This is a genomic window from Paraburkholderia sp. GAS41, assembly GCF_050436545.1.
GTDB lineage: Bacteria > Pseudomonadota > Gammaproteobacteria > Burkholderiales > Burkholderiaceae > Paraburkholderia.
Genome location: NZ_JBNDMK010000010.1, coordinates 149,896 through 172,260 on the forward strand (window position 1 = coordinate 149,896; position 22,365 = coordinate 172,260).

23 protein-coding genes are annotated in these 22,365 nt (G+C 63.1%); 12 read left to right on the forward strand and 11 right to left on the reverse strand.

The window, feature by feature from the left end; translation table 11 throughout:
- Nucleotides 1-96 precede the first annotated feature (96 nt).
- Complete coding sequence (locus P3T43_RS16265; protein ID WP_429282056.1) at nucleotides 97-1,377, reverse strand: lactonase family protein; 1,281 nt, start codon at nucleotides 1,375-1,377, stop codon at nucleotides 97-99.
- 219 nt (nucleotides 1,378-1,596) lie between these two features.
- On the opposite strand from P3T43_RS16265, the gene P3T43_RS16270 reads away from it, so the two are divergent.
- On the forward strand, nucleotides 1,597-1,749 hold the full coding sequence (locus P3T43_RS16270; RefSeq protein ID WP_429282057.1) for a DUF3096 domain-containing protein: 153 nt from the start codon (nucleotides 1,597-1,599) through the stop codon (nucleotides 1,747-1,749).
- A gap of 198 nt (nucleotides 1,750-1,947) precedes the next feature.
- Here the strand turns inward: P3T43_RS16270 and P3T43_RS16275 are convergent, their stop codons facing one another.
- On the reverse strand, nucleotides 1,948-2,193 hold the full coding sequence (locus P3T43_RS16275) for a hypothetical protein (RefSeq protein ID WP_429282058.1): 246 nt from the start codon (nucleotides 2,191-2,193) through the stop codon (nucleotides 1,948-1,950).
- Nucleotides 2,194-2,469: 276 nt separating this feature from the next.
- Between P3T43_RS16275 and P3T43_RS16280 the strand changes: the two genes are divergently transcribed.
- Together P3T43_RS16280 and P3T43_RS16285 are read left to right on the forward strand one after the other, a co-directional pair.
- The gene (locus P3T43_RS16280; RefSeq protein ID WP_429282059.1) at nucleotides 2,470-4,314 is read left to right on the forward strand and encodes a glycoside hydrolase family 15 protein; all 1,845 of its coding nucleotides are present in this window, start codon (nucleotides 2,470-2,472) and stop codon (nucleotides 4,312-4,314) included.
- A 264-nt stretch (nucleotides 4,315-4,578) separates the two neighbouring features.
- Entirely contained in the window at nucleotides 4,579-5,856 is a 1,278-nt protein-coding gene (locus P3T43_RS16285; RefSeq protein WP_429282060.1) for a polyhydroxyalkanoate depolymerase, read from the forward strand.
- 124 nt (nucleotides 5,857-5,980) lie between these two features.
- On the opposite strand, the gene P3T43_RS16290 is transcribed toward P3T43_RS16285, so the two are convergent.
- Nucleotides 5,981-6,613: a TetR family transcriptional regulator gene (locus tag P3T43_RS16290; RefSeq protein WP_429282061.1), complete on the reverse strand. Its 633-nt coding sequence runs from the start codon at nucleotides 6,611-6,613 to the stop codon at nucleotides 5,981-5,983.
- Between the two features lie 274 nt (nucleotides 6,614-6,887).
- Here P3T43_RS16290 and rsxB point away from each other — a divergent pair, with 274 nt between their 5' ends.
- From rsxB to P3T43_RS16305, 3 genes are all read left to right on the forward strand, one after another.
- Nucleotides 6,888-7,775: an electron transport complex subunit RsxB gene (rsxB, locus tag P3T43_RS16295; RefSeq protein WP_429282131.1), complete on the forward strand. Its 888-nt coding sequence runs from the start codon at nucleotides 6,888-6,890 to the stop codon at nucleotides 7,773-7,775.
- 14 nt (nucleotides 7,776-7,789) lie between these two features.
- Nucleotides 7,790-8,434 carry an endonuclease III gene (nth, locus tag P3T43_RS16300; protein WP_429282062.1) on the forward strand — a complete coding sequence of 215 codons (645 nt, stop codon included), beginning with the start codon at nucleotides 7,790-7,792 and terminating at the stop codon, nucleotides 8,432-8,434.
- 176 nt (nucleotides 8,435-8,610) lie between these two features.
- Complete coding sequence (locus tag P3T43_RS16305) at nucleotides 8,611-9,045, forward strand: DUF1841 family protein (RefSeq protein ID WP_429282063.1); 435 nt, start codon at nucleotides 8,611-8,613, stop codon at nucleotides 9,043-9,045.
- A 134-nt stretch (nucleotides 9,046-9,179) separates the two neighbouring features.
- Here P3T43_RS16305 and P3T43_RS16310 read toward each other — a convergent pair whose 3' ends face one another.
- Both P3T43_RS16310 and P3T43_RS16315 read right to left on the reverse strand, forming a co-directional pair.
- The gene (locus P3T43_RS16310; protein ID WP_429282064.1) at nucleotides 9,180-9,563 is read right to left on the reverse strand and encodes a c-type cytochrome; all 384 of its coding nucleotides are present in this window, start codon (nucleotides 9,561-9,563) and stop codon (nucleotides 9,180-9,182) included.
- A 60-nt stretch (nucleotides 9,564-9,623) separates the two neighbouring features.
- Nucleotides 9,624-9,992, reverse strand: a complete 369-nt coding sequence (locus P3T43_RS16315; protein WP_429282065.1) for a c-type cytochrome — start codon at nucleotides 9,990-9,992, stop codon at nucleotides 9,624-9,626.
- Between the two features lie 308 nt (nucleotides 9,993-10,300).
- Here P3T43_RS16315 and P3T43_RS16320 point away from each other — a divergent pair, with 308 nt between their 5' ends.
- The 5 genes from P3T43_RS16320 (at nucleotide 10,301) to yjdN (ending at nucleotide 15,664) form a co-directional block, all read left to right on the forward strand.
- Nucleotides 10,301-11,143, forward strand: coding sequence for an AAA family ATPase (locus P3T43_RS16320; protein WP_429282066.1), 843 nt, complete (start codon nucleotides 10,301-10,303; stop codon nucleotides 11,141-11,143).
- 93 nt (nucleotides 11,144-11,236) lie between these two features.
- Complete coding sequence (locus tag P3T43_RS16325; RefSeq protein ID WP_429282067.1) at nucleotides 11,237-12,412, forward strand: vWA domain-containing protein; 1,176 nt, start codon at nucleotides 11,237-11,239, stop codon at nucleotides 12,410-12,412.
- Nucleotides 12,413-12,517: 105 nt separating this feature from the next.
- Complete coding sequence (locus tag P3T43_RS16330) at nucleotides 12,518-13,738, forward strand: benzoate/H(+) symporter BenE family transporter (RefSeq protein ID WP_429282068.1); 1,221 nt, start codon at nucleotides 12,518-12,520, stop codon at nucleotides 13,736-13,738.
- A 368-nt stretch (nucleotides 13,739-14,106) separates the two neighbouring features.
- Nucleotides 14,107-15,060 (forward strand): transaldolase, encoded by a 954-nt coding sequence (tal, locus tag P3T43_RS16335; RefSeq protein WP_429282069.1) that lies wholly within the window; start codon nucleotides 14,107-14,109, stop codon nucleotides 15,058-15,060.
- Between the two features lie 187 nt (nucleotides 15,061-15,247).
- Nucleotides 15,248-15,664 (forward strand): VOC family metalloprotein YjdN, encoded by a 417-nt coding sequence (gene yjdN / locus P3T43_RS16340; protein WP_429282070.1) that lies wholly within the window; start codon nucleotides 15,248-15,250, stop codon nucleotides 15,662-15,664.
- A 92-nt stretch (nucleotides 15,665-15,756) separates the two neighbouring features.
- Here yjdN and P3T43_RS16345 read toward each other — a convergent pair whose 3' ends face one another.
- The 4 genes from P3T43_RS16345 to P3T43_RS16360 all read right to left on the reverse strand — a co-directional run bounded on the left by P3T43_RS16345 (nucleotide 15,757) and on the right by P3T43_RS16360 (nucleotide 20,201).
- Entirely contained in the window at nucleotides 15,757-16,899 is a 1,143-nt protein-coding gene (locus tag P3T43_RS16345) for an FUSC family protein (protein WP_429282071.1), read from the reverse strand.
- A 200-nt stretch (nucleotides 16,900-17,099) separates the two neighbouring features.
- On the reverse strand, nucleotides 17,100-18,644 hold the full coding sequence (mctP, locus tag P3T43_RS16350; RefSeq protein ID WP_429282072.1) for a monocarboxylate uptake permease MctP: 1,545 nt from the start codon (nucleotides 18,642-18,644) through the stop codon (nucleotides 17,100-17,102).
- Nucleotides 18,641-18,880: a DUF3311 domain-containing protein gene (locus tag P3T43_RS16355; protein ID WP_429282073.1), complete on the reverse strand. Its 240-nt coding sequence runs from the start codon at nucleotides 18,878-18,880 to the stop codon at nucleotides 18,641-18,643. The genes mctP and P3T43_RS16355 overlap by 4 nt, the downstream gene beginning before the upstream one ends.
- Nucleotides 18,881-19,277: 397 nt before the next feature.
- On the reverse strand, nucleotides 19,278-20,201 hold the full coding sequence (locus P3T43_RS16360; protein WP_429282074.1) for a spermidine synthase: 924 nt from the start codon (nucleotides 20,199-20,201) through the stop codon (nucleotides 19,278-19,280).
- A gap of 225 nt (nucleotides 20,202-20,426) precedes the next feature.
- Here P3T43_RS16360 and P3T43_RS16365 point away from each other — a divergent pair, with 225 nt between their 5' ends.
- Nucleotides 20,427-21,122, forward strand: a complete 696-nt coding sequence (locus tag P3T43_RS16365) for a mobilization protein (RefSeq protein ID WP_429282075.1) — start codon at nucleotides 20,427-20,429, stop codon at nucleotides 21,120-21,122.
- Between the two features lie 42 nt (nucleotides 21,123-21,164).
- Here the strand turns inward: P3T43_RS16365 and P3T43_RS16370 are convergent, their stop codons facing one another.
- A complete protein-coding gene (locus P3T43_RS16370; protein WP_429282076.1) occupies nucleotides 21,165-21,653 on the reverse strand; it encodes a DNA-deoxyinosine glycosylase in 489 nt (162 codons plus the stop codon).
- Complete coding sequence (locus P3T43_RS16375; RefSeq protein WP_429282077.1) at nucleotides 21,650-22,336, reverse strand: chorismate--pyruvate lyase family protein; 687 nt, start codon at nucleotides 22,334-22,336, stop codon at nucleotides 21,650-21,652. The genes P3T43_RS16370 and P3T43_RS16375 overlap by 4 nt, the downstream gene beginning before the upstream one ends.
- Nucleotides 22,337-22,365: the final 29 nt, after the last annotated feature.

Genomic DNA, 22,365 nt, shown 5'->3' on the forward strand with positions numbered 1-22,365 from the left:
GAGCGATGCTTCCGAAGCCCGTTTTACTTCGGATTCAGGATGCAGCAAAAGGCTGCTGCATCCCCTCAACCCTTACGCTTAATCCCGCCGCTAACCTCAGGACGGCGAAACCAGCTTGAAATCGACCGGCGAACCGATCTCGATCCGCTTCGGATTCGCTTCCAGCAGCCCGGTCTGCGGATCGCGCCTGAACACATACACGGTGTCGCTGTTCTGATTGCCGACGATCAGCCAGTTGCCGGTCGGATCGATGACAAACTCGCGCGGCGACTTGCCAAGGCTCGACTGGCGGCCGATCAGTTTCAGATGACCGCTCGCCGGGTCGACCGAAAAAATCACGATCTCGTTCGCATCACCCCGGTTGGTCGCGTACAGAAAACGTCCATCCGGCGAAAGATGGATCGCCGCGGCCCCCACCTGCCCCTTGAAGCCCGGCTCGGTGAGCGGCGACACCTGCAGCAGCGTGAGCTTGCCGTCGTCGTAGCGGAACGTGCTGACGGTCGCCGCCAGTTCGCTCGTCAGATACGCGTATTTGCCGTCCGGCCCGAACACCAGATGACGCGGACCGCTGCCGGCCTTCACATCCGTATAGCGCCATTCGGTGGGACCGAACAGACCCCGGCTGCCATCAGGCGTGTAACGGTACGAGTACAGCTTGTCCGCGCCGAGATCCTGCGCGAACAGATACTGGCCGTCCGGCGAGAACACGGTTGAATGCACATGCGAATTGTCCTGACGTCCCTTCACCGGGCCGCCGCCTTCATGATGCACGGTCAGCACCGCCTGCCCCACCTGACCGTCGGCCTGCAGCGGGAACACCGCGAAGCTGCCGCCCGGATCCGCCGCAACCGAATAGTTCGCGGTCAGCAGATACTTGCCGTCCGGCGAAATCTTCAGATAGCAGGGGTCGTTGCCCTCCGCCGACACCTTGTTGAGAAACGTCAGCTGGCCGCTCACCCGATCGAAGCCAAACGCGCTGATGCCGCCGCGTTGCGAAGCCGGGCCATTGTCGCCGGGCAGTTCGTTGACCGAATAGACATGGCGGCGGTCGCTGCTCACCACCAGATACGACGGGTTGACCGTCTTTGCGACCGATACGGGTGTGGCCTCACCGGTTTTCGTATCGAACCGGTAGACGTAAATGCCTTCGCTCTTGCCGCCCGTGTAGGTGCCAACAATCATGTCGTAGACACCGTCCGCGGGGGCCGGCCCGGTATCCTGGGCAAACGCATGGGAAGCAACTAGCGAGACCATAAGCACGAAACCTTTTATTATCGAATGGGCAGACCGGGCTGGCTGCGCAAAGGCGGCCTTCCGAACAGGTTGAAGCGAGGGCTGTGACGCGGCGCTTGCGGCGACTCTGGCACTACGAAGCATGTCGACCTCCTGGACATCGGATTGTTCGGTTTTGACGGTGTCACTGGTCTGCCGCGCGATTTGGAACGTTTTAGTTATCGGCGCAAGTATAGAAGATAGCAGCGCAGCGTTGAGCCGGATCGCGCAGCCCGTCAGGCTGGCAACCGGTGCTGGCGGGCGATGTAGCCGGGCGCCCGATGAGAAGCCCCTCTCACCCCCGTGCCACCACTCGGAGTCGCCATGAACGTCACATTCAGTCTGGGTCCGCTTGTTTCGCTGATCGCCGGCATTCTCATTCTCGTCATGCCGCGCCTCCTGGCTTACATCGTCGCGGTCTATCTGATCGTCATCGGGGTCATTGGTATCTTTGGCGTGGGCGCCTCGCACTTCTGAGCGGGCGACGCTAACGTACAGCTCATGACGCGCCGCCCGCTGTGCGTGGCATAGCGCGTGCTACCCCGCACACTCAGGAGCAACGGAATTGTCGGGACGAACGGAACCGGCCGGGAGCGCAGCAGGCTTCGCCCGGATGAGGTGAAATTGATCGCAGAAGATACCGCGCCGCCGATCCCGCGGGATCACCCGCTGGGTTCAGCCGTTGGCCAGTTGGTCCAGACGCAGCCGTCCCTGCAGCGACAGTCCGCCGACGGCATAATGACCGTCACCGTTCTGGTAGCTTCTGAAACAGGCGCGCTCGCTCAGGAACGCGAGGGCGGTCAGCATGCCGTTGCGGGACAGGCCGAGGCGGCCGGCATCGAGCGGCAGCAAGGAGTCGTCAGCGAGTTCGCTGGCGACCGAGAGAATGGTGATGCAATCGGATTTCGACGGGTTCAGCATGGCTTTCGTCCTCGAAAACAGCGTTTGCGTGCGCGACGGACTGGCGTTCCCACGCTTGCGGCCAGACCCTCGCCCATCATTCGAAAGCCTGATTGTAGGCAGACAAAATTCGACCTGCCAATGCGAACTTGCCCCGAATGCGCGCCGACCCTGCCTGCGGCACACGCTGAACGAAACCGTATGGAACCGGTCCGGTCATAACCACGTCGCGGCACGCGGCGAGCGCACGCTGTACGCGCCCGTCACGCCCCGCTCACTCCGCTTACTCGGTTACTTATGCCCGCACTCATCGAAGACTATGCTCTCGTCGGCGACGGCCACACCGCCGCACTGATCTCACGTGACGGTTCTGTCGACTGGCTCTGCTGGCCGCGCTTCGATTCCGGCGCGTGCTTTGCCGCGCTGCTCGGCACCGAAAAGAACGGCCGCTGGCTGATCGCGCCCGTCTCCGACACGCCGGTGAAGACCACCCGCCGCTATCGCGGTGAAACGCTGATTCTCGAAACCGATTTCGAAACCGACGAAGGCGCCGTCACGGTGATCGATTTCATGCCGCCGGGCAACGGCTGGTCAGAACTGGTGCGGATCGTAGTGGGCCGGCGCGGCACCGTGCGCATGAAGATGGAACTGGTGCTGCGCTTCGATTACGGCTTTTCGATTCCGTGGGTCAGCCAACTGAAGCACGACAACGGCATCAAGGCGATCGTCGGGCCGGATACCACCGTGCTGCGTACGCCCGTCGAACTGCGTGGCGAGAATATGCATACCGTCGCCGAGTTCACGGTGTCGCCCGGTGAACGGGTGCCGTTCGCGCTCGCGTATTCGCCGTCGCACTTGCGCATTCCGCCGGCCCGCGATCCGTACACCGCGCTCGCGCGGACCGAGAATCACTGGCTCGAGTGGTCAGCGCGCAGCACGGTAGAGGGCAAATATGCCGAGCCGATCCGCCGCTCGCTGATCACTCTCAAGGCGCTCGCTTATGAGCCCACCGGCGGCATCGTGGCGGCACCCACCACGTCCGTGCCCGAACAGCTGGGCGGCACGCGCAACTGGGACTATCGCTACTGCTGGCTGCGCGACGCCACCATCACGCTGCTTGCCATGATGCGCGGCGGCTATTTCGACGAAGCACGCGCGTGGCGAAGCTGGCTGGCCCGCGTGATGGCCGGCGCGCCCGAGCAATTGCAGATCATGTATGGAATCAGCGGCGAGCGGCGCCTGCCCGAGTTCGAAGTGGACTGGCTGCCGGGCTACCAGGGGGCGAAGCCGGTGCGGATCGGCAATAACGCGGCCGGCCAGTTGCAGCTCGACGTGTACGGCGAAGTGATGAACGCCCTGCATCTCGCGCGGGTAGGCGGCCTGCAAGCGGACGAGACCACCTGGAACGTGCAGTGCGAGATGCTGGAGCATCTGGAGACGATCTGGCAGGACCCCGACGAAGGCATCTGGGAAACGCGCGGCGGCCGCCAGCATTTCACCTTCTCGAAGGTGATGGCCTGGGTGGCGTTCGATCGCGCCATCAAGTCGGCGGAATCGTTCGATTTGCCCGGCCCGATCGACCACTGGCGCCAGGTTCGCGAGCAGATTCACGCGCAGGTCTGCGAGAAAAGCTGGAATCCCCAGCTCAACGCGTTCACCCAGGTCTATGGCGGCGACGAACTCGACGCAAGCGTATTGCTGTTGCCGCAAGTCGGATTTCTGCCGCCATCGGATCCGCGCATCATCGGCACGCTCGCCGCCACCGAGAAATACCTGCTGCGCGACGGCTTCGTGATGCGCTACCGCACGACCGAAGTCGACGACGGCCTGCCGCCCGGCGAGGGCACCTTCCTCGCCTGCAGCTTCTGGATGGTCGACAACCTCGCGATGCAAGGACGCGTCGCCGAAGCGGAAGAGATGTACGAGCGGTTGCTGGCGCTCGTCAATGACGTCGGTCTGCTGTCCGAAGAATATGACCCGGCTGCGAAGCGACTGGTTGGTAATTTCCCGCAGGCGTTTTCACACGTGGCGCTGGTGCACACCGGACTGAACCTGATGAAACACGAGCAGGAAATGGCGAAGGCAACCGGACAACCGGCGCATGGCGCAGCATCCACTGACGCCACGACCGCGAACGCCTGATCGGCCATAACGGCAGTCGCAGGGCCAAACTTGACCCTGCGGCAACCCCGGATAGCGGCAAAGCAACATCGCTCGTACCATGATTTAATGACGTTTTAGCTGCCGAGGGGCCCCGCGTTGCTGCATTGCACAAATTCGCTTTGTCCGATATCATCAAACGAGACTCTTGGCCGATAATCAAGCGCCTACAACCAAAACGGCCCGCCGCAACGCGATACGCGTGTTTGCGCAGCCCCATGCGAATCGCCTCACCACGGAGCGCCCATGCTCTATCAACTGCACGAATTCCAGCGGGCATTGCTTAGCCCGCTGACCGCCTGGGCCCAGGCCGCGTCGAAATCCTTCGCGAACCCGGCCAGCCCTTTTGCCTACGTTCCGGGCGCCACCCGGCTTTCCGCCGGCTATGAACTGCTCTACCGGCTAGGCAAAGACTACGAAAAACCCGAATTCAATCTGCACCAGATTGTTAAGGATGGTCATAACATCCCGATCATCGAACAAACGATCGTCGAGAAACCGTTCTGCCGTCTGCTGCGTTTCAAGCGTTTCGCTGACGACAGCGCCGCTGTCAGCCAACTGAAAGACGAGCCGGTCGTGCTGGTCTGCGCGCCGCTTTCCGGTCACCACTCCACGCTTTTGCGCGACACGGTGCGCACCCTGCTGCAGGACCACAAGGTGTACATCACCGACTGGATCGACGCACGCATGGTCCCGCTCGCGGAAGGCGAGTTCCATCTCGACGATTACGTTGCTTACATTCAGGAATTCATCCGCCACATCGGCGCGAAAGATCTGCATGTGATTTCCGTGTGCCAGCCGACGGTGCCGGTGCTGGCCGCCATTTCGCTGATGGCGAGCCGCGGCGAAGACACGCCACGCACGATGACGATGATGGGCGGCCCGATCGATGCGCGTAAGAGCCCGACCTCGGTCAACTCGCTCGCCACCCAGCATTCCTTCGAATGGTTCGACAACAATGTGATCTACACGGTGCCGCCGAACTATCCGGGTGTCGGCCGCAAGGTCTACCCGGGCTTCCTGCAGCACACCGGTTTCGTGGCAATGAATCCGGAACGGCACGCGGCTTCGCATTGGGACTATTACCAAAGCCTGTTGCGTGGCGACGAAGACGACGCCGAAGCACACCGCCGCTTCTACGACGAGTACAACGCCGTGCTCGACATGGACGCCGACTATTACCTCGACACCATCCGCGTGGTCTTCCAGGAGTTCCGCCTGGCCGAAGGCACCTGGGATGTGGCGGGTGAGCGCGTCCGGCCGCAGGACATCAAGAAGACTGCCCTCTTCACGATCGAAGGCGAGCTCGACGACATCTCCGGCGACGGCCAGACGCGCGCCGCCCAGGATTTGTGCAGCGGCATTCCGGCCGAGCACAAACAGCATTTCACGGCGGAAAAATGCGGTCACTACGGCATTTTCTCAGGACGGCGCTGGCGCACCATCATCTATCCGCAGTTGCGCGAGTTCATCCTCGCGCATAACAAGGCTCCGAAGACTTCGAAGGAAAAGGTCGAAGCCTGAAGCGACTGCGCGCTGGGCTCCGGGTAAACCGGGACCCCAGCGAGAAGGTTGCGCGCGCATCCATTGCAAAACAACGGCCCCTGCGGGGGCCGTTGTCGTTTGTGGCTAGCCTGGCTTAGCCGCTTTAGCGTCTAAGCAGATACGCGAGCAGCAACTCGGTGTTCATCTGCACGATTTCGCTGCGCTCGGACGCGGTGCTGAAATCGCGGCCGAGTGTCGCCTCGAGCGTGAAGCGATTCGACACGATGTAATAGCCCATGCCCGACAGCGTGACATAGAAGCGCAACGGGTCCACATTGGTGCGGAACAGACCGGCGCGCTGGCCGCGCTCCAGGATGCTGCCTAGAGTGGCAACAATCGGCGAGATCATTTCGCGAATGCGCGTGGACTTCTGCATGTAACGCGCTTCGTGAAGATTCTCGTTGTTGACGAGACGCAGCAGCTCCGGATGATCCCGGTAGTAGTCCCACACAAAATGCGCAAGACGCGTAATCGCCTCGACCGGCGCAATGCCGTTCAGGTCCAGCGTGCGCTCAGCCTCCGTGAGCGCGCCGAAGGCGTGTTCGAGGACGGCCGTGAAAAGCTGCTCCTTGCTACCGAAGTAGTAGTAGAGCATTCGTTCATTGGTTTCTGCGCGGCGGGCGATCTGGTCGACGCGTGCGCCGAACAACCCACCATTTGCAAATTCCTCAGCCGCCGCGAGCAGAATACGGCGCCGGGTGCCTTCAGGATCTCTTTTGATTTTCGGCTGATTCATGGTGGCATCATCGTGAGCCGCGTTATCCGGATCGCGCCGCCGGCCTCTCCTCGGGCCTTGCACCGACAGCGTTAGCGGGCGCGCCATGGTTGGGGGACACCCTTCTGCGGTCTTTCGAAAAAGCGCTTCGATTATGGCACATGGTTTGACAATGGCAATCGGGGAAATCGGCGATAATGCGCTATTTCCCCTACGCCTGACTGAGTCAGCCAATTCGTGCTGCTCCCGTCTGCCGCCAGGCGCCCGCAGCGGCTTGCCGGCAAGCCTCACCGTCGTGACCGTGACCGATTCCATAACACTCGCAGACCGCATCGAAGATCTGCTTCCCCAGACCCAATGTACGAAGTGCGGCTATGCAGCATGCCGGCCGTACGCCGAAGCGGTGTCCGTTGGCACAGCCAACTACAACCAGTGCCCGCCGGGCGGCGCCGAAGGCGTGGCGCGACTTGCCGCCCTCCTCGGCAAGCCCGTGATACCGCTCAATCCCGTCAACGGTCTGGAGCGGCCCCGGCCGCTCGCGGTGATCGACGAGAGTCTGTGCATCGGTTGTACGCTGTGCATGCAGGCGTGTCCGGTGGACGCGATACTTGGCGCACCGAAGCAGATGCACACGGTGATCGAATCGTTGTGCACCGGCTGCGATCTCTGCGTCGCACCCTGTCCGGTCGACTGCATTGCCATGGTGCCCGTCACCGGCAATGCAAGCGGCTGGGAAGCGTGGAGTGAACAACAGGCGAGCGCTGCCCGCGCACACCACGATCAGCGCGCCGCGCGTCTCGAGCGCGAACGCCAGGCCGCAGAAGCGCGTGTGGCAGCCCGCAGGGCCGCGAGTACCACAACCGGCGAACTTGCCGCCGGCGGAAGCACTGCGCCCACCGGCTCCGGTGCTGCCGCTACCACCACCGCCCCCGCTTCTGACGACGCCGAAGCGAGAAAACGCGCGATCATCCAGGCCGCGCTCGAACGTGCTCGCCAGAAGAAGCAGGAACTGGCCGCCAAAGGCGCGGGTCCGCACAATACGGAGCGCGTAAGTGCCGACGTGCAAGCCCAGATCGACGCGGCGGAAGCTCGCCGCCGGCGTCTCGGCATCGAAGCCGCGCAGCCGGAGCAGGCAGCGCCGGCTACCGAAGTCACGCCCGGCCCCCGCACCTCCAAACCCTGACCTTCCGCCCCGGTATGAACGCGAACAAACGCCGCGCCATCTACGAGACGCTCCAGAGCCTCAACCCGCATCCCACCACCGAACTCGAATACACCACGCCGTTTGAACTGCTGATCGCGGTGATGCTGTCGGCGCAAGCCACGGACGTATCGGTCAACAAGGCGATGCGCAAGATGTTCCCGCTCGCGAACACGCCGCAACAGGTGGCCGATCTCGGCGAAGAAGGCGTGGCCGACTACATCAAGACCATCGGCCTCTATCGGACCAAGGCAAAGAACGTCATCGCGACCTGCCGGATTCTGCTGGAACAGTATGACGGCGAGGTGCCGGACGACCGTGTGGCGCTCGAAAGCCTGCCTGGTGTGGGCCGCAAGACGGCCAATGTGGTGCTGAACACGGCCTTCGGCCATCCCACCATTGCTGTCGACACGCACATCTTTCGGGTTGCGAATCGAACCGGTCTGGCGCCGGGCAAGGACGTGCGCACGGTGGAAGCGGCACTGGAGAAATTCACCCCTGCCGAGTTTCAGCAAGACGCCCATCACTGGCTGATCCTGCACGGACGGTATGTTTGCAAGGCGCGCCGGCCTGAATGCTGGCATTGCGTGATCGAGCCGCTGTGCGAGTTTCGACCAAAGACTCCGCCGCCCGACCTGTAAGCATCCCGCGCGTGACCGGCCGCGCCGCGGCCTTGCGACCTCGTTGCGGTGCCAAGGCCCGGTGCCAGGGCCGCGTGCCAGCATGGCGGCGGGCTCCAGCGTAAAATAACCGCTCACCGTCGCGCACCGGATTTGCCCCGCATGCGCACCCTCTCCCATACCGCCTTTAGTTCACGATGTTCAATCCCAGCCGCGACGAAGTCCGAAGCTTTTTCACCGAGACCTGGCGCAAGCAGCGCGAAGGCGCAATCCTGACACCGCTCGAGGCCATCGCCGCCGACTGGATCGTCGAACACCCCGAATACCACGCCGAGTTGACCGAAGGCGAAGCGGCGTCCGCTCAGGACTACTCGCCGGAGCGCGGCCAGACCAACCCGTTTCTGCATCTGTCGATGCATCTCGCGATCAGCGAACAGTTGTCGATCGATCAACCGCCCGGCATTCGCGCCGCCCACGAGCGGCTTGCCGCGCGCTTCAACTCGACCCATGACGCGCAGCACGCAATCATGGAGTGCCTCGGGGAAACCCTGTGGGAAGCGCAACGCACCGGTACGCCGCCCGACACCGACGCATACCTGCAACGCATCGAACGCCGCGCCTCGCGCGACTGATACATCCACGGAGCCATCGTCGCGCAACCACGGCGACCGGTGTCGAGTCTCATGGTCCGCCTCAAAGCAAAACACCCCGCCATAGCGAGGTGTTTTGATAGCGGCAACGCAAAGCGCAGCGTGCGATAAGACGCTTACTTCTTCTGGACCAGATCGCCGTTCAGCGACTCGACGTAGGCCGCGATGTCCTTCATGTCGCTTTGCGACAGGCTTTGCACCTGCGCCTGCATGATCGCGTTGTTGCGACCCAGGTGCGGGTTGCCATTGCCCATCTGATACTGACGCAGCGCCCAGTAGACGTAGTCGGAATGCTGGCCTGCGAGCTTCGGATATTCCGGACTCACCGGCTTGTTGAGGTTCACGCCGTGGCACGCGGCGCAGTTGTGCGCGTCGGCCAGCACCTTGCCATTGCCGGCGTCGGCGGCGTGCGCCACGTTGGCTGCGGCCAGACCGAGCAACGCCGCCGCTGCACAGGCAGCCTTGAACATCGTGTGGAGTGCCAGTTGAGGCTTCTTCATGAATTCTCCTGTCCCGCGAAAGTAAATAACCGAATGACTGGAATGGATGACCGCAGCCGGTTACTTGTCGGGATTGCTTTTCGAAGCGGGGGTCTGCGCCGCGTAGTACGCAGCGATGTCGGCAATGTCCTGGTCCGACAGCGACGCGGTGATGGCATGCATGGTCTCGAAGTGACGGTCGCCCTTCTTGTATGCGTGCAACGCGTTCTCGAGATACGCCTGATTCTGGCCGCCGAGCATAGGCACCCGGTAGACCTCCGGATAGGCCGTGCGGTATTCGGGAATGCCGTGGCAGCCAATACACATCGCGACCTTGCCCTGACCTGCCTTGGCGTTGCCGACGACATCCGCTGCCTGCGCACTGGCCGCGTAGCCCGCTAGCACCGACAGCGCTGCGATTACAACGTGTTTGCCGACGAATTTATTCATAGCATGTAACCTGGCTTGAGGGGAAACGGGCGCCCGAAAGGCAACGGCCTGCACCATTCTTCTTCTAGGGTTGCCACGCAGGCCAAAAAAATCGGGCTAATTGTACCGCGCCGCCGCCGCGGGCGTCCACCGGGCGGGGAGGCGCGGTCCGGCGCGCCTCCCCGCTCGCCACCGGCTGCCCTGGCACGCCGCCCGCCCACCGGGCCGCGCACCCGGCAGCGGTGCGGGTGACACCATACGACAGCCCGCGTCAGCCCAACAGGGCTTCTGACTTATACTGGAATTTTTCTCCGAACGAGCGTCTCGTCATGCGTTTCGAAGGCTCATCGCAGTACGTCGCCACCGACGACCTCAAGCTCGCGGTCAACGCCGCGATGACCTTGCAGCGCCCGCTGCTCATCAAAGGCGAGCCCGGCACCGGCAAAACCATGCTCGCCGAGGAAGTCGCCGCGGCGCTTGGCATGCCGCTCCTGCAATGGCACATCAAGTCCACTACCAAGGCGCAGCAGGGCCTGTATGAATACGATGCGGTGTCGCGCCTGCGCGATTCGCAGCTCGGCGACGAACGTGTCAAGGACATCCGCAACTACATCGTCAAGGGCGTGTTGTGGCAGGCGTTCGAAGCGGATCAGCAAACCGTGCTGCTGATCGACGAGATCGACAAGGCCGACATCGAATTTCCCAACGACCTGCTGCGCGAACTCGACCGCATGGAGTTCTACGTCTATGAGACGCACGAGCTGGTGCGCGCGAAACACCGCCCGCTCGTCATCATCACGTCGAACAACGAGAAGGAATTGCCCGACGCGTTCCTGCGCCGCTGCTTCTTCCACTACATCAAGTTCCCGGAGCCGGTGACGATGCAGCAGATCGTCAACGTGCACTTCCCCAACATCAAGAAGGACTTGCTGAGCGCGGCCATGGCGAGTTTCTTCGAACTGCGTAACGTCTCGGGGTTGAAGAAAAAGCCGTCCACCTCGGAACTGCTCGACTGGCTGAAGCTCCTGCTGGCCGAAGACATTCCGCCCGAAGCGCTGCGCTCGACGGACAACAAGCAGATCATTCCGCCGCTGCATGGCGCGCTACTGAAGAACGAGCAGGACGTGAGCCTGTTCGAGCGGCTCATTTTCATGAATCGCAACAACCGTTGAAACTGGTGCGTGCGTGGAATAGACAAGCGCACGAGTGGGGCCGGCGCGCCGGAAGCACGATGCGCGAGGCGCGTTAACGAGAGAGGGACCTGCATGCTGATCGATTTCTTCTATTCGTTGCGCGCGGCGAAATTGCCCGTTTCCGTCAAGGAATATCTGACGCTGCTCGAAGCGCTGAAGGCGAACGTGATCACGCCGTCGCTCGACGAATTCTATTACCTCGCCCGTCTCGCGCTGGTGAAAGACGAGCAGTATTTCGACAAGTTCGACCAGGCGTTCGGCGCGTATTTCAACGGCGTCGCAGCGAAGTCCGAACTCGCGCTCGACGTACCGCCCGACTGGTTGAAGAAAAAGTTGCAGCGCGATTTGTCGCCGGAAGAAAAAGCGCAGATCGAAGCGATGGGCGGTCTCGACAAGCTGATGGACCGCCTCAAGGAACTGTTCGACGAGCAGAAGGACCGCCACGAAGGCGGCAACAAATGGATCGGCACGGGCGGCACGTCGCCGTTCGGCAACGGTGGCTACAACCCGGAAGGCATCCGCATTGGCGGCGAGTCGAGCGGCAACCGCACCGGCGTCAAGGTGTGGGAAGCGCGCGCCTATCGCGACTACGACGACCAGGTCGAGATCGGTACCCGCAACATCAAGGTCGCCCTGCGGCGGCTGCGGCGCTTCGCGCGCGAAGGCGCCGCGGAAGAACTCGACCTGCCCGACACGATCCGCAGCACCGCCGCCAACGCCGGCTGGCTCGATCTGAAGATGGTCCCGGAGCGGCACAACAACGTGAAGGTACTGATGCTGCTCGACGTGGGCGGCTCGATGGACGACCACATCAAGCGCACCGAGGAACTCTTCTCCGCCGCCAAGGCCGAGTTCAAGCACCTCGAGTTCTATTACTTCCACAACTGCGTGTACGACTTCCTGTGGAAGAACAACCGCCGTCGCCATGCGGAACGCATGCCCACGTGGGACGTGCTGCACAAGTTTACGCCGGAGTACAAACTGATTTTCGTCGGCGATGCCACGATGAGCCCGTACGAAGTGCTGCAGCCGGGCGGCTCGGTCGAGTACAACAATCCTGAGCCGGGAGCCGTGTGGCTACGGCGTCTGGCCGACCACTTTCCGCGACATGCCTGGCTGAATCCCGAGCCCGAGGGTCTCTGGGAATACCGGCAATCCGTCTCGGTGATTCGCGAAGTGCTGGGCCACAGGATGTATCCTCTCACCCTCGCCGGACTGGAAACCGCCATGCGCGCGTTGAGCAAGTAATCTGGCCGACCCGCCGCGCGAATCGGCCGAGCAAGCAGCGGCCAGTACCAAGTTGCTCGTAACGCCAACCAGAATCTGATCCACCAGAAACCCGAGACACCCTGCATGAGTTCCCCTTCGTCGCCTGAGTTGTCCCCTTCCGCCGCGCCGCCTGCGCGCCTACGGCCATTCGCGGACACCTCGCTATCGGCCGTGGTCGCCGGCTTTGTCGCGATGATGACGGGCTATACCAGCTCACTCGTGCTGATGTTCCAGGCGGGCCAGGCGGCGCATCTGTCCGATGCGCAGATTTCTTCGTGGATCTGGGCGCTCTCGATCGGCATGGCCTTGTGCACGATCGGCCTGTCGCTGCGCTTCCGTGCGCCGATCGTGATCGCCTGGTCGACACCGGGCGCCGCGCTACTGGTCTCTTCCCTGCCGCATGTGACCTATCCGGAAGCGATCGGGGCGTTTATCGTCTGCGCGGTGCTGTTGACGGTGGTCGGACTGACCGGCTGGTTCGATACGCTGATGAAAAAGATTCCAGCCGGGATCGCCTCCGCGCTGCTGGCGGGCATCCTGTTCGAGATCGGCATCGAAATTTTCCGCGCGGCGCAGTTCCAGACCGCGCTAGTGCTGGCGATGTTCTTCACGTACCTCGTCCTCAAGCGCCTCGCGCCCCGCTATGCGATCGTGACCACGCTGATCGTCGGCACGGCGGTGGCCGGCGGGCTCGGCCTGCTCGACTTCAGCCACTTCCGCGTGGCGCTCGCCCATCCGGTGCTGACCCTGCCGGTGTTTTCGATCGCGGCAATCGTCAGCATCGGCATTCCGCTGTTCGTGGTCGCGATGGCGTCGCAGAACGTGCCGGGTATCGCCGTGCTGCGCGCCGACGGCTACACGACGCCGTCCGCCCCGCTGATCGCCACCACCGGCCTCGCCTCGTTGCTGCTCGCGCCGTTCGGCTCGCACGGCATCAATCTCGCGGCCATCACTGCGGCCATCTGTACCGGCCCCGAAGCGCACGAGGACCGCAACAAGCGCTACACGGCGGCCGTCTGGGCTGGCGTGTTTTACCTGATCGCGGGGATTTTCGGCGCCACCATCGCCGCCCTGTTCGCTTCGCTGCCCAAGGCGCTGGTGGTGTCGGTGGCGGCGCTGGCGCTGTTCGGCTCGATCATGAGCGGTCTCGCCAACGCCATGCAGGATCTGAAACAGCGCGAAGCGGCGCTGGTGACCTTCATGGTGACTGCCTCCGGACTCACACTTCTGTCGATCGGCTCGGCTTTCTGGGGACTGGTGGCGGGCGTTCTGACGCAGATCGTGCTGAACGCGCGGCGTGCCTGAACGAAGGTGGGACGGCAGCTGAGCGATCCCTGAACGAAGGCTGGCCGAACCCTGAACGAACTCTGAGCGAAGCCTGAGTAAAGCCGGAACGAAGCACGACCAAAGCACGAACCCTGCCGGGACGAGGCTCAGCCCACCCGCACACAGCCGGGAGCCGGCCGCGACGAAGGTTGAACGTATCGGCAAATGCACATGTCAATATCGCATGAGCCGATCCGCCATAGAATAGAAGTACCGGGCGGCATTTCCCGGCAGAATCATGGAAGTGCCGCAGCGTGAAATGCGGCCGCCCGAGCAACCGCCCCTGGTTGCCTCTGCGGCACCCTCCACCCTTGGACCATTGCGCCTGTGCGCCTTGAAGGCTCGACATGACTACCGCACTCGATCAACTCAAGCAGTTCACAATCGTCGTCGCCGATACTGGTGACTTCCAACAACTCGCCCAGTACAAGCCGCGCGACGCGACCACCAATCCGTCGCTGATCCTCAAGGCCGTGCAGAAAGACGACTACCGCCCGCTGCTCGAAAAAACCGTGCGCGATCACGCGTCGAAGCCGGTCGGTGAAATCATCGACCATCTGCTGATCGCCTTCGGCACCGAAATCCTCAAGATCATCCCGGGCCGCGTCTCGACCGAAGTCGACGCGCGCCTGTCGTTCGACACCAAGGCTTCGATCGCCAAGGGCCACGAACTGATCAAGCTGTACGAAGCTGCCGGCATCGGCCGCGAGCGCATCCTGATCAAGCTCGCCTCCACGTGGGAAGGTATCCGCGCGGCCGAGCAACTGCAGAAAGACGGCATCCACTGCAACATGACGCTGCTGTTCTCGCTCGCCCAGGCCGCGGCCTGCGCCGAAGCCGGTGCGCAACTGATCTCGCCGTTCGTGGGCCGTATCTACGACTGGTACAAGAAGAATGCCGGCAGCGCGTGGGACGAAGCGAAGGACGGCGGCGCGAACGATCCGGGCGTGCAGTCGGTCCACCGCATCTACGCGTACTACAAGAAGTTCGGCTACAAGACCGAGGTGATGGGCGCGAGCTTCCGCACACCGGGCCAGGTTCTCGAACTGGCGGGCTGCGACCTGCTGACGATCAGCCCCGACCTGCTGCAAAAGCTGCAGGACAGTACCGACAAGGTGGAGCGCAAGCTGTCGCCGGAACTGGGCCAGAGCGGCAATATCGAACGCGTGCCGGTCGACGAATCGTCGTTCCGCTTCCTCGTCAACGACGAAGCCATGGCCACTGAAAAGCTCGCCGAAGGCATCCGCGCATTCGCCGCTGACGCCCGCAAGCTGGAAAAGCTGATCGAAGAACTGCGTTAAGGGCCGCTTCGGGCTCGGTGGGGCTTGGCGTTCTGTCGGACAGGTCAGGTTCCATCGGGTGTCCCACGGCTTTACCGGCTTTCACAATTGACGCCACAGCAGACGGCTACAATCGTCTGCTGTGGCGTTGTTCTATCCGCCCGGATAGTCAATGCGCCGCGTGAGTCAAATATTCCGGGAGACGACGATGGAAATCCAGCCCTATGTATTTTTCGACGGCCGCTGCGAACAAGCGCTGAGCTTCTATGCCGACACGCTCGGCGCCGAGGTCATGCTCAAGATGCAATACAAGGACGCGCCGCCCGACGCCAACCGCCCGGCCGATCCGAAAAACGACAACAAGATCATGCATGCCTCCGTGAAAATCGGCTCGAGCATCCTGATGATGTCCGACGACTGCATGAGCGAAGACGTGACCCCTAACGGTTACAGGCTGTCGCTGACGGCCGACGATCTCGCCCACGGCGAAAAACTCTTCAACGCGCTGGCTGAAGCCGGCACGGTCAATATGCCCTGGCAGCCCACGTTCTGGTCCAAGGGCTTCGGCATGGTAACCGACAAGTTCGGCATCGGCTGGATGGTGACCATTCCCCAAGGCAGCTAAGGGCAGCTAAGGGCAGCTAAGGGCAGCTAAGGGCAACTAAGCGCGGCCGGCTCCGCCTTCCGGCCGAAGCGCAAAACACGCGCTTCAGCGCCTCAACCGGACCGGCCCGCGGCACGCACCTGCGGGCCGTGCCGCTCGATATTCCAGTTCGGCTCCGTCTCGAGCAGCAGCGCCCGCAAGTGGTCCACCTGCTCGATCATCCGCTCGCCCAGCCAGTACGGCCCCTGCAGTTCCGGGGCAAGGTGCTGCGCGAGCGCGGCGCCCGGAACCCGCGCCAGCACGACCTTAGGCGCGAGGAACCGCGCCGCGCCGCCGAAGCGCAGGCCACGCGCCATCGTCAGCAACATGGCGCGCACCGCGCGTGCCTCGGCGCCGCACTGGCGCGCAAACGCCGCACGCCCTGCGACGTCCGCTTGCGCCAGCGCGCCGGTCGCCATGATTTCGAGGGCACTCAACACCGAGCGGTGCACGCGCTGAATCTCATCCAGTTTTCCTGGCGCTGCCTCGATTTCCTTCGCCACCGAAGGCATCAACCCGCGCAATTGCACGAGCCGAGCGCCGAGTTCGAGAAACGTCTTGAGCTGTTCGTCCGCACTCAATGGCGCGCCCTCCACGAGGCGCGTATAGATGCGCGCGCAGCCACGCAGATTGTCGGCGAGCAGGTAACGCCACGAATAGGTCGCATGCAGCGGTAGCGCGAACGAGAACGCCAGCGCAATCACAATGCCGATCAGCACGTTCAGCGTGCGCCACAAGCCCGTATCCATCATATTGTCGCCGTGGCCCGCGACGACGCACATGGTGATCGCCGTCAACAGCCCGATATACCCGGCCTTGCCGATGGCGTACCACGCGCAGATACCCGCCACGATGGACATCAGCACGTAGGTGAGCCACAGCGAACCGATCAGACTCTGCTGCAGGATCAGCGTGAGTCCGATGCATGCCCCGAGCAGCGTGCCGGCCGCCCGGTCCGCGGATTTCTTGCGGATATTGCCGTGATGCTGCAAGCCGCCGATCACCACCAGCACCGTCACCGAGGCCCAGATGCCATGCGGAATATTGATGCCCGTCGTGGCGAGGATCGACACCATCATCGCCAACCCGACCCGCACGCTGTGCAGCAGTTTGGCGTGCCGGTAGCGGTAGTACGGCGAGGTGATCATCCTGATGACGCGACCGACCCGGCTACGGGGTAGACGCGGCATCGCAGAATCAGAATCGGCTGAGGACATGGTTGCGCGGGAGCGGGGGACGCAGTTCGCCTATCCTGCACCAAAATGCAAAACGCCCGCAAATTTTCGTTGCGGGCGTCTGGAAAATGCCTGGAAAACGCCTGGGAACGCCTGGGAACGCCTGGGAACGCCTGAAGAATACATACGAACGGCTGGGGATGCCTCGGGACGCTGACTCCCCCGCCGCCGCCGGATCGGTCTTAAGCCAGGTCCAGATAGTCTTCCGGCCGGGTGCGATCTTCCGCGTGCTTCATGCCCATCGCACGCACCAGCAGGCTCGCCACCACGGACACTACCAGGTTCACGATCAGCGACCACACCGCGGCATAGCCCGGAATTGCGAGACCGAACAGGTGGAGGGTAAAGATCGAGGTCGTCAGCTTCAGCGACACCGCCATCCACGTGCCGGTCGCAATGCCCGCTGCCCAGCCTAGCAGCAGGCCGCGATAGTCGAGTACGCGCGTGTACAGTCCCAGCACGATGGCCGGCAGCGTCTGGATGATCCAGATGCCGCCCAGCAACTGCAACTGGATCGCATACGTGAGCGGCAAGCCGAGAATGAAGGCCACCGCGCCCACCTTGACGATCAGCGAAACCAGTTTGGCGATATTGGTTTCCTGCTCATTCGTCATGTTGCGGTTGATGAACTCCTTATGGATGTTGCGCGTGTAGAGATTGGCCGCCGCGATCGACATGATGGCGGCCGGCACCAGCGCGCCGATGCCGATGGCCGCGAACGCCACACCGACGAACCACGACGGAAAGAAATGCAGGAACAGCGCCGGCACCGCGAAGTTCGGGCCAAAAGCCTTGAAGTACGGCGCGAATTCCGGCATGTCCTTCACGCCCGCGGCGAGCGCCATGAAGCCGAGCAGCGCCAGCAGGCCGAGCACCAGCGAATAGGCCGGCAACATCGCCATGTTGCGGCGGATCGTATTGCCCGACTTTGACGACAGCACTGCGGTAATCGAGTGCGGATAGAGGAACAGCGCGAGCGCCGAGCCGACTGCCAGCGTGGCATACGCGCTATAGCCGTTCAGACTCGACACGTCAGGCGCCTTGAGCAGCAGCTTGGCAGGCGGTACCGCGCTGAAGATGTGACCGAAGCCGCCCAGTTGCGGCGGAATCACGATCACCGCGGCGGCAATCGTGATGTAGATCAGCACGTCCTTGACGACCGCGATCATGGCCGGCGCGCGCAGGCCCGACGTGTAGGTGTAGGCCGCCAGAATCGCGAAGGCGATGATGAGCGGCAGATCGCCGACGAAACCCGTGGTGTCGAAACCGAGCGCGCCGATCACCACTTCGATACCGACCAGTTGCAGCGCGATATACGGCATGGTGGCCACGATGCCGGTCACGGCGACTGCCAGCGCGAGCGTTTTGCTGCCGTAGCGGGCGTTGACGAAGTCGGCGGACGTCACGTAGCCCTGACGTTTCGCAATGCTCCACAGTTTCGGGAAAACCACGAACGCGAACGGATAGATCAGGATCGTATAGGGGAGCGCGAAGAAACCGGTGGCTCCGGCGCCGAACACGAGTGCGGGCACCGCGACGAAGGTGTAGGCAGTGTACAGGTCGCCGCCCAGCAGGAACCACGTGACGATGGTGCCGAAGCGCCGGCCGCCGAGGCCCCACTCTTCGAGGTGCGCGAGATCGCCGCGCCGCCAGTGCGCGGCAATGAAGCCGAGGATCGTGACGCCGATAAAGAACAGGACGAATACAAAGGTAGCGACGGGATTCATTGAACGCCTCCCTGTGAGCTACCCGTTGAACGTTTTTTGGTCTTGAAGTAGACGAGTGCCGTGATGACTGCGCTGATCAACACCCACAGCAGTTGATACCAATAGAAGAACGGGAAATCGAACAGTTGGGGTTCGACCTTGTTGTATGACGGCACCCAGATCATCGCGATCCAGGGGAGCAGCAGCAACCAGAGCCAGTGTTTGCTGGCCTTGTTCGCGGTGGCGTCTTGAGCCATGACGTCTCTTTCCTTTTATTGATTTGTGTCCCGTAGTTGACGGACGGCGACCCCGGTGGCTAGAGGCCGCCCCGCGGATGGGCCACGAACGCCCCCGAAAGCAATGAAAGAGTATAGGAGTCGCAAAGGTACGGTCAAGCAGGGACGACCCGAGGCGAAACGGCCATGTTCGGGGGTAGGAGAAGCGATGTATCGCGGTCAGGAACGTTCGCTGGGTGGACGTGGTGGTGGCTTGGAGTACGTGCCTGGCGGGGGCCACACCGTGGTGGTGCGGTGGTGCGGTGGTGCGCTGGTGCGCTGACGCAATGACGCGATGACGCAATGACGCAATGTACGGGCCGGCGTCGCCGCCGGCCCTGCTGCCGGTGCACGAGGTCGCGTGCACCGGGCCATCAACCTAGATCGAGAACGAAACGCCCTGCTGGCCGGTCGATTCCTGCAGACCCTTGATCCACTTGCGCGCCGGCAAACCGAGTTCGGCTTCGATCAACCTCGCGCGGTCCTGCAAGGTCGCGAACGGCACATCGAGCGCCGGCCCCGAAAACGCGATCGCCACGCGGTTGCCGTCATGCACTTCCGGCAGCGCAAACACGCGGCCGTCAAAGGCTTCGTTCAGGCGCTTCATGTTACGCACGAAGCTCGGGTGATCGCCGAACAGGTTCACCGTCACCACGCCCGCATCAGTCAGGCACGCGCGCACGGCACGGTAAAACGCCACGCTGTCGAGCACCGGACCCCGTGCGGTGGCATCGTAGACGTCGATTTGCAGCGCGCCGATCGTGCCGTGGTTGGCGCGATCGTTGACGAAGTCCCATGCATCGGTTTCGTGCACCGTCAAACGGGCATCGTCATGCGGCAGTTCGAACATGGTGCGTGCCGCGACCACCACCGCCGGATTCAACTCCACCGCTTCGACCTTCGCCTGCTTCAGGAAACGATAGGCGAACTTGGTCAGCGCCGCGGAGCCGAGGCCGAGCTGGACGACGCGCGCCGGCGTTTCGAGGAACAGCAGCCAGGCCATCATCTGCTGCGCGTATTCGAGTTCGATGTGATCGGGCTTGCGCAAACGCATCGCGCCTTGCACCCATTCCGTACCGAAGTGCAGATAGCGCACGCCGCCCTCTTCCGAGAACGTCACCGGTGCGAAGCGCGGCTTGCGCGGCGCTTCGATTGGCGGGGCGTCGTCGAGTTCTTCGTCGCGCGCTGCACGTTTGCCCGTGCGCGCGATTTTCTGCAGGGTCTGGCTGGCGTCGGCCGGGTCGGCGCGCTTGCTGCGGAATGCACGCGCTTCAGCCGAAGCGCGCTTGATGAGTTTCGTCATGTGGGGATATCGCGTCGAAGACGCCATTTTGGTTCGAACGAGAGCATAGCATTCGCCAGACCCGGATTTCTTTTCCATGTACGCTGCCGTTTACCGCGTGGTTGCCGGCGCGCGGTCCGCGGATATGCGGCTGTTACCTTGCCTGAAGCTTTCTTCGCCGTGCCGTCACCTGAGCCTGATACGGTCGTCCGGTCAGACATACACCACCACAAAGGAACCGTAAGCATGAGCACCATTCACTTCATTGGCGGGGAAAAGGGCGGCGTGGGCAAATCGCTCGTCGCCCGGTTGCTGGCCCAGCATTTTATCGACACCGGCGTGCCGTTTCTGGGCTTCGACACGGACCGCTCGCACGGCGCACTGCTGCGCTTTTACGCCGATTACGCCGCGCCGGCCGTACTCGACCAGCACGACAGCCTCGATCCCATCATCGAGGCCGCCAGCGAAGATCCGCAGCGACGCGTTCTGGTCGACCTCGCCGCCCAGACGCAGCAGCCGCTGGCCCGATGGCTCGACGATGCGGATGTGCTCGGCGTCGCCGGCGAGCTTGGCATCACGCTGACGTGGTGGCACGTGATGGACAGCGGCCGCGACTCGGTCGATCTGCTGCGGCAGTGGCTCGACCTGTTCGGTGGACGGCTCAAGCTGGTTCTGGTTCTGAACGAAGTGCGCGGCGATCGCTTCGAGATTCTGGAGGCTTCCGGCGAACGCGCACGGGCCGAAGCGCTGGGCGCCAGCGTGATGACCTTGCGTCATTTGCCCGACACGACGATGCAGAAGATCGATAGGCAAAGCACGAGCTTCTGGGCGGCGGTGAATCATCCCGACCGCGCCACGACCGGGCTCGGTCTGCTGGAGCGGCAACGCGTCAAGGTGTGGCTGCAGCGCGTGTACGGCGAATTTGCAAGACTCGGGGTATAGGCCGGCGTGACGACGGTCGCGCGCGGTGTCGACTGCGCGCGGCTAGACCAGCCACTGCCGTAGCGCCTGCCATGCCTTGAGCTTCTCCGCATACGACAGCGTGTAAGCCGGGCTGCTCGAAGGCAGGCTGATGAATGCAACCTGCCCCACTGCGCCCTGCAAAGCGCGCATGCCGAGCCGCGTCGCCGTGCCGCCGTTGAAAGCGACGGCGGCAAGATGCGGCAGCGATTCAACCAGCGCCAGCAGGTCATTGCTTGCATGGTTGCGAATCCGGCTGTCCAGACTGCCTTCCCGCTGCGCCTCGGCGACGACATCCCACAAGCCGATGCGTTGGCGCAGCAGCGTTTGCAGGCGCGCGTCGTAGTCGAGGCTCAGCAGATCCTCTCCCGTTACATCACCGATCAAAGCCCAGAAGCGATTCTGCTTGTGGGCGTAGTACTGGGATTGCGCCAGTGAGACTTCGCCCGGCAAGCTGCCGAGCACCAGCACGCGCGTACGGGCGTCGACCACGGGCGGAAAGCATCGCTTCACTGCGCCTTCCCGCTGCACTCATGCTGCGCCACCGGATGGGCGCGTGAAGCCGTGTGCTCGAGCGGCCGGCCATGTTCGCGAACATGCGCCCGCGTCTGCTGCGCCGACGCTACCGGCGATGCAACCGCGAGGTGCGCCCACAGCGCAGGCAACATGCATTCGGTGACCATCAGCGGCGCACCGTGGCGCTCGAACACCGAGCGGCGTGCAACCAGCGCCTGCGGATGCAGCTGAGTTCCGTTCATTTCGCGAGCCGCCAGCCGGTACAACGGATGACGCGCCGTGAGCCGGCGGCTCACCAGCGCTGAACGCGAGACGCTGCTGTCGCTGTAGAGCAGTTCGGCCAGCGGCCGGGTGCGCAAGCGGCGCATCGCCTGCCAGACGCCGACGCTCACCGCCAGCGGCGCAATGCTGTGCGCCGCGACGAACGGCGTGCCTTCCACCGACAACACCACTTCCCGCACCCACACTGGCACACGGCATTCGACGCCGAGCGCGGCGTATTCATCCGTCCACGGCAACGCGACGGCCTCGCGCGTGACGCGTACCGCAACCGCGCCGAGCGTGCGCAGATGCGCGGTCAGCGAACCACCGCGCGTGAGCCAGTCTTTCTGGTCGCGAGTAAAACCGGGTAAGGGCGCGACGCGCCAGTGGGCGTCAGCGGCATCGAAACGGATGAGCATGGTGTCGGATTATAACGGCGCCCCGTCGG